This is a genomic window from Streptococcus sp. HMSC034E03 (assembly GCF_001811505.1).
Classification (GTDB): domain Bacteria; phylum Bacillota; class Bacilli; order Lactobacillales; family Streptococcaceae; genus Streptococcus.
Genome location: NZ_KV804997.1, coordinates 166648 through 173405, shown reverse-complemented (window position 1 = coordinate 173405; position 6758 = coordinate 166648). Strand labels below are relative to the sequence as shown.

The window sequence follows — 6758 nt, the reverse complement described above, 5'->3', positions numbered from 1 at the left end:
GTTTGCTCTTTGATTTTCATTGAGTATTAATCACTTTTGTCATGAAGAATAAAAAAAGAGAAAGATTTGAATTTTATAATTGACAAATGTAGATTTTAAGAGTATACTGATAATTGTAATTGACAAATGTAGATTTTGGAGGTGTGCTGATGCAGATTTCGGATGCAGAATGGCAGGTCATGAAGATTATCTGGATGCAGGGAGAACAGACTAGTACTGATCTCATAAAAGTATTAGAGAAAAGGTTTAGCTGGTCTAAATCCACGATCCAGACACTCTTAGCCCGTCTGGTAGAGAAAGAATGTTTGACTCGGGAAAAACAGGGCAAGTCCTTTGTCTATTCGTCCCTTTTAACGCTAGATGATAGTAAGGGCTTAATGGTTCAGGATATCAAAGACAAGCTTTGTTCTCGAAGAATAAAGCTCTTGCTAGCTGATTTGATTGAAGAATGTGACTTTACCCTAGCTGACTTGGAAGGCTTGGAAGAAGTAATTTCAAAGAAAAAAGCAAGTGCTGTAACAGAAGTAAGATGTAATTGTATGTAAAGGAGACGCTATGTTAAATCTATTTGTATCTATTATTGTTCTAGGATTGATTGCTTTTATCCTCTTTTGGTTTTTCAAAAAACCTCAAGAAGACGGTAAGAGAGCTCAACAAAAGAATGGCTATCAAGAAATTCGAGTGGAAGTCATGGGGGGATATACTCCAGGAACTATTATTCTAAAAAAATCGCAACCTGCTCGCATTATTTTCGATCGAAAAGATCCTTCACCTTGCTTGGACCAAATCGTTTTTCCAGACTTTGGAGTGCATGCAAATCTGCCTATGGGAGACCAATATGTGGTTGAAATCACTCCTGAAGAAGCAGGTGAGTATGGTTTCTCTTGTGGCATGAATATGATGCACGGTAAGATGATTGTAGAATAGGAGAATGATATGACTGAAATTGTAAAAGCAAGTCTTGAAAATGGTGTTCAAAAAATCCGTATCACGGCAGACAAAGGCTACCATCCAGCCCACATTCAACTGCAAAAAGGGATTCCTGCTGAGATTACCTTTCACCGTGTGACACCATCAAACTGCTATAAGGAGATTCTCTTCGAAGAAGAAGGAATCCTAGAACCAATCGCTCAAGACGAGGAAAAAGTCATTCGCTTTACGCCTCAAGACTTGGGCGAGCATGAATTTTCATGCGGCATGAAGATGCAAAAGGGGACCTACACCGTTGTTGAAAAAACTAAAAAGTCTCTCAGTCTTTTACAGCGTTTTTGGATTACTAGTATCTTTACTGTGCCTCTTGTGATTCTCATGATTGGGATGTCTACAGGAGGAATTAGTCACCAAGTCATGCGTTGGGGCACCTTTTTAGCCACAACACCCATTATGCTGGTAGCTGGAGTTCCATATATCAGAAGCGCCTGGGCTAGTTTTAAAAAGCACAATTCCAACATGGATACCTTGGTTGCTCTGGGAACCCTAGTGGCCTATTTCTATAGCTTAGTAGCCCTCTTCACTGGTCTGCCCGTTTACTTTGAAAGTGCTGCATTTATCCTCTTCTTCATTCTTTTGGGAGCAGTTTTTGAGGAAAAAATGCGAAAAAATACTTCGCAGGCAGTCGAAAAATTATTAGACCTACAAGCAAAGACAGCAGAGGTTTTGCGTGATGATGTTTATGTTCAAATCCCTCTAGAACAAGTCAAAGTTGGGGATCTCATTCGCGTTCGACCAGGTGAAAAAATTGCCGTTGATGGGACTGTGTTAGAAGGTGAAACGAGTATTGATGAATCAATGGTGACTGGGGAAAGTATTCCAGTCGATAAATCAGTTGGAGATGCTGTTATTGGGTCAACTATCAATAATAGTGGTACGATCATCTTTAGAGCTGAAAAAGTTGGTTCTGAGACTATGCTGGCTCAGATTGTGGACTTTGTGAAGAAAGCTCAAACGAGTCGTGCTCCTATTCAAGATTTGACCGACAAGATTTCAGGGATTTTTGTACCAGCAGTTGTCATTTTAGGACTTCTTACTTTTTGGGTCTGGTTTGTTTTACTTGGAGATAGCTTTGTGACTTCACTTCTCTACGGAGTTGCTGTTTTGATAATTGCCTGTCCTTGTGCACTAGGACTCGCGACACCGACAGCACTCATGGTTGGAACAGGACGAAGTGCCAAGATGGGGATTCTTCTCAAAAATGGTACAGTTTTACAGGAAATCCAAAAGGTCCAAACGGTTGTTTTTGATAAGACAGGAACCTTGACCGAAGGGAAGCCAGTAGTGACAGATGTTATTGGTGATGAAAGAGAAGTGCTAAGTTTGGCTGCTTCACTGGAAGATGTATCTCAACACCCGCTAGCTCAAGCTATTGTTAATCGTGCATCTGAACTAGGAATTAGCCTTTACCCAGTGGAAAACTTCCAAGCCTTGCATGGAAAAGGTGTGACTGGGATTATTAATGGTAAACAAGTCTTGCTTGGGAATGCTAAGCTCTTAGCTGACCTTGCTATTCCACATGATTATCAAGAACGATTTGATTTGCTTGAGAAAGAAGCAAAAACAGTTGTCTTCCTATCCGTAGATGGTCAGTTAAAAGGCTTAATTGCCTTGCAGGATGTCCCTAAGGAAAATGCTCGAGAAGCTATTGCTAAATTGAAAAAACGTGGTCTTAGAACGGTTATGCTTACTGGAGATAATGCTGGAGTAGCCCATGCGATTGCAGAGCAAATTGGAATCGAAGAAGTGATCGCAAATGTCTTGCCAGAGGAAAAGGCACATGAAATTCACAAGCTTCAAAAGAATGGCAAATTGGCCTTTGTTGGAGATGGTATCAATGATGCGCCGGCCCTCAGTGTAGCGGATGTCGGAATTGCCATGGGCTCTGGGACAGATATTGCCATTGAATCAGCAGATCTTGTCCTTACAACCAACAATTTACTAGGATTGGCACGTGCTTTTGATATGAGTAAGAAGACCTTTAATCGTATTCTACTCAATCTTTTCTGGGCTTCTATCTATAACCTCATTGGTATTCCGATTGCAGCAGGAGTGTTTTCTGGTCTTGGTTTGGTACTCAATCCAGAACTTGCAGGATTGGCCATGGCCTTTAGTTCAGTATCTGTTTTAATCAGCTCTCTCATGCTTAATTTTACTAAAGTCGATTAAAAAGGCGGTCTTAACCGCTTTTTTCTATTCTAAAACAGATTTTCAAAACGCTTCCAAACTGTACTGTAATAGAGAATGAAAGTTTCTGAGCATATACTTAGAAATCTAAAATCAAATGTGATAAATTAGGATTGTAAATTTACTGAATCGTTTTCAAATAACATATAAAAGCGTTTTTTGTAAATATATGAAATTATTTTGAAGGAGAGTTATCATTATGACTCAAGGGAAAATTACTGCATCTGCAGCAATGCTCAACGTATTGAAAACATGGGGCGTAGATACTATCTACGGTATCCCATCAGGAACACTCAGCTCATTGATGGACGCTTTGGCTGAAGACAAAGATATCCGTTTCTTGCAAGTTCGTCACGAAGAAACAGGTGCTCTTGCAGCGGTTATGCAAGCTAAATTTGGCGGATCTATCGGTGTTGCAGTTGGTTCAGGTGGACCTGGTGCAACTCACTTGATCAACGGTGTTTACGATGCAGCTATGGATAACACTCCATTCCTTGCTATCCTTGGATCACGTCCAGTTAACGAATTGAACATGGATGCCTTCCAAGAATTGAACCAAAACCCAATGTACAACGGTATCGCTGTTTACAACAAACGTGTAGCTTACGCAGAGCAATTACCAAAAGTTATTGACGAAGCTTGCCGTGCTGCCGTTTCTAAAAAAGGTCCAGCTGTCGTTGAAATTCCAGTAAACTTTGGTTTCCAAGAAATCGACGAAAACTCATACTACGGTTCAGGTTCATACGAGCGTTCATTCATCGCTCCTGCTTTGAACGAAGTTGAAATTGATAAAGCTGTTGAAATTTTGAACAACGCTGAACGCCCAGTGATCTACGCTGGTTACGGTGGTGTTAAAGCTGGTGAAGTGATCACTGAATTGTCACGTAAAATCAAAGCACCAATCATCACAACTGGTAAAAACTTTGAAGCTTTCGAATGGAACTACGAAGGTTTGACAGGTTCTGCTTACCGTGTTGGTTGGAAGCCAGCCAACGAAGTGGTCTTTGAAGCAGACACAGTTCTTTTCCTTGGTTCAAACTTCCCATTTGCTGAAGTTTACGAAGCATTCAAAAACACTGAAAAATTCATCCAAGTGGATATCGACCCTTACAAACTTGGTAAACGTCACGCTCTTGACGCTTCTATCCTTGGTGATGCAGGTCAAGCAGCTAAAGCTATCCTTGATAAAGTAAACCCAGTTGAGTCTACTCCATGGTGGCGTGCAAACGTGAAGAACAACCAAAACTGGCGTGATTACATGAACAAACTCGAAGGTAAAACTGAGGGTGAATTGCAATTGTACCAAGTCTACAATGCAATCAACAAACATGCTGATCAAGACGCTATCTACTCAATCGACGTAGGTGACACTACTCAAACATCTACTCGTCACCTTCACATGACACCTAAGAACATGTGGCGCACATCTCCACTCTTTGCGACAATGGGTATTGCCCTTCCTGGTGGTATCGCTGCTAAGAAAGACAATCCAGATCGCCAAGTATGGAACATCATGGGTGACGGTGCATTCAACATGTGCTACCCAGACGTTATCACAAACGTTCAATACGACCTTCCAGTTATCAACGTTGTCTTCTCAAATGGTAAATATGCCTTCATCAAGGACAAATACGAGGACACAAACAAACACTTGTTTGGTTGTGACTTCCCTAATGCTGACTATGCGAAAATCGCTGAAGCGCAAGGTGCTGTAGGATTCACTGTGAACCGTATCGAAGACATCGATGCAGTTGTTGCAGAAGCTGTTAAACTCAACAAAGAAGGTAAGACAGTTGTGATCGATGCTCACATCACTCCACATCGTCCACTTCCAGTAGAAGTACTTGAGTTGGATCCAAAACAACACTCAGAAGAAGCAATCAAAGCCTTCAAGGAAAAATACGAAGCAGAAGAACTCGTACCATTCCGCCTCTTCTTGGAAGAAGAAGGATTGCAATCACGCGCAATTAAATAATTTCTCTCGTCGAAAATCAAATTTTAAATTTGTAGAATTTATTCTTTGATTTTCATAGAGTGAAACTTAAAAAGATCGGAGCAATCCGGTCTTTTTCTGGAGGATAGTTAATGAATTTAAATCAATTAGATATCATCGTTTCAAGTATTCCTCAAGTCTGTGCTGACTTGGAGCGTATTTTGGATAAACAGGCAGATTATGTTGATCAAGGCTTTGCTCAGTTCACGATTGGCAGTCATTGTCTAATGTTGTCCCAAAATCATTTGATTCCTTTGGAAGATTTTCAGTCAGGTATCATTCTTCACATTGAGATTGAGGATCTGGAGCAGAATTACCAACGTTTAAAAGAGAGAGGTGTCGAGATTTTACACGGTCCTTGTGAAACGGATTGGGGAACAGAGTCCTTATTAGTTAAAGGTCCTGCTGGTCTAGTGCTTGATTTTTATCGTATGAAATAAGGGGCTTAGTCATTTGAAGATAACCTTAACTATTCTTAAAACAGAATGTGAGAATATGAACTATTGAAAGATCGGAGCAATCCGGTTTTTTTTCTGTTATGCGATTTTCAGTCCGTCTCGTTCCATTAGGTGCGAGACAAAAAACCACCCGCTGACGGGTGGTTATGATTTCTACACTTATTGTTTGGCTTCCTGTTTTAATTGTTGCACCTGTTCCTTGTACTGGAGAAGCTCCTTGTCTTTTTTATGGATAGTCGTTTCTGCTTCAGCAATGCGGCTTTTCAGCTCTTGAGTCTTGCCATGGTGATAGCTAAAACCAATAGCACTACCAACAATGATCCCGATTACTAGACAAGTAAAAATCACCAAAATCAAGGGAGCAGATAGTTGTGTAAAGACAAGACTGACAGTTACTGTTTGACGATTGAGCAGACCAAAGGAGATCACAATGACTAATAAGATCAAACCGCCAATTAGATAAGCCTTATCTTTCAGTGACAATTCATTAAATTTTTTTAGCATAAGTTCCTTTTCTCCTGACTATGTTGATAGAAAATTACACACCATTTAGGTATTAACAAAATTCATTTTACTATAAAATTTCGATACTGTCAATAATTTCTAACAGCTTATTTACCATCAATCGATTCATTGAAAAGGAGTATTCATTTTCTAATATTTGATTGACTAAACAGATCGGAGCAATCCAGTCTTTTTTCTGTTCCCTCTTTCTTCTCACAAGATTGTGATAGTTTACATCTTTATAACAAAAGCTTCAAAGTCTTGATTGTTTTGAAAGAAGATTATAAAATAAGATTCAGTAAAAATGAAATAGGTTTTGAAAATAACTGAAAAACAAATGAAAATGTTAGGTTGGGTAGCGACCTTTATGTCTGTTATGATGTATATGTCTTACTTCCCACAAATCATGGACAATCTGGCTGGTCAAAAAGGAAATTTCATTGAGCCCTTGGTTGCAGCGATCAACTGTAGTCTATGGGTCTACTACGGTCTTTTCAAAAAAGAAAGAGATATCCCCCTTGCAGCAGCGAATGCACCAGGTATTATTTTTGGCCTAGTAACCGCTATCACAGCTTTGATTTAAAAGGAACAGAGGAGACTAGTTTTCAGTCTTCTTTTTTTGTTTC

General features: G+C 39.8%; 7 protein-coding genes. 6 read left to right on the top strand and 1 reads right to left on the bottom strand.

Annotated elements, in window-relative coordinates; translation table 11 throughout:
- Positions 1–149: 149 nt before the first annotated feature.
- From HMPREF2805_RS08875 to HMPREF2805_RS08855, 5 genes are all read left to right on the top strand, one after another.
- Complete coding sequence (locus HMPREF2805_RS08875) at positions 150–545, top strand: CopY/TcrY family copper transport repressor (protein WP_075232217.1); 396 nt, start codon at positions 150–152, stop codon at positions 543–545.
- Positions 546–555: 10 nt separating this feature from the next.
- On the top strand, positions 556–927 hold the full coding sequence (locus HMPREF2805_RS08870) for a cupredoxin domain-containing protein (RefSeq protein ID WP_075232216.1): 372 nt from the start codon (positions 556–558) through the stop codon (positions 925–927).
- Between the two features lie 9 nt (positions 928–936).
- Complete coding sequence (locus HMPREF2805_RS08865; protein WP_075232215.1) at positions 937–3159, top strand: heavy metal translocating P-type ATPase; 2223 nt, start codon at positions 937–939, stop codon at positions 3157–3159.
- Between the two features lie 217 nt (positions 3160–3376).
- Positions 3377–5152 carry a pyruvate oxidase gene (gene spxB, locus HMPREF2805_RS08860; RefSeq protein WP_049503130.1) on the top strand — a complete coding sequence of 592 codons (1776 nt, stop codon included), beginning with the start codon at positions 3377–3379 and terminating at the stop codon, positions 5150–5152.
- 110 nt (positions 5153–5262) lie between these two features.
- Entirely contained in the window at positions 5263–5610 is a 348-nt protein-coding gene (locus HMPREF2805_RS08855; protein WP_020901924.1) for a VOC family protein, read from the top strand.
- 177 nt (positions 5611–5787) lie between these two features.
- On the opposite strand, the gene HMPREF2805_RS08850 is transcribed toward HMPREF2805_RS08855, so the two are convergent.
- Positions 5788–6132 (bottom strand): LapA family protein, encoded by a 345-nt coding sequence (locus tag HMPREF2805_RS08850; RefSeq protein WP_049503129.1) that lies wholly within the window; start codon positions 6130–6132, stop codon positions 5788–5790.
- A 322-nt stretch (positions 6133–6454) separates the two neighbouring features.
- Between HMPREF2805_RS08850 and HMPREF2805_RS08845 the strand changes: the two genes are divergently transcribed.
- A complete protein-coding gene (locus tag HMPREF2805_RS08845; protein WP_025170330.1) occupies positions 6455–6715 on the top strand; it encodes a SemiSWEET family transporter in 261 nt (86 codons plus the stop codon).
- The last annotated feature ends 43 nt before the right edge of the window (positions 6716–6758 follow it).

What these genes read in the sequence shown, in the direction of transcription:
- HMPREF2805_RS08875 (WP_075232217.1), top strand. Translation starts at nt 150, where the DNA reads ATGCAGATTTCGGATGCAGAATGGCAGGTCATGAAGATTATCTGGATG.
- HMPREF2805_RS08870 (WP_075232216.1), top strand. Translation starts at nt 556, where the DNA reads ATGTTAAATCTATTTGTATCTATTATTGTTCTAGGATTGATTGCTTTT.
- HMPREF2805_RS08865 (WP_075232215.1), top strand. Translation starts at nt 937, where the DNA reads ATGACTGAAATTGTAAAAGCAAGTCTTGAAAATGGTGTTCAAAAAATC.
- spxB (WP_049503130.1), top strand. Translation starts at nt 3,377, where the DNA reads ATGACTCAAGGGAAAATTACTGCATCTGCAGCAATGCTCAACGTATTG.
- HMPREF2805_RS08855 (WP_020901924.1), top strand. Translation starts at nt 5,263, where the DNA reads ATGAATTTAAATCAATTAGATATCATCGTTTCAAGTATTCCTCAAGTC.
- HMPREF2805_RS08850 (WP_049503129.1), bottom strand. Translation starts at nt 6,132, where the DNA reads ATGCTAAAAAAATTTAATGAATTGTCACTGAAAGATAAGGCTTATCTA.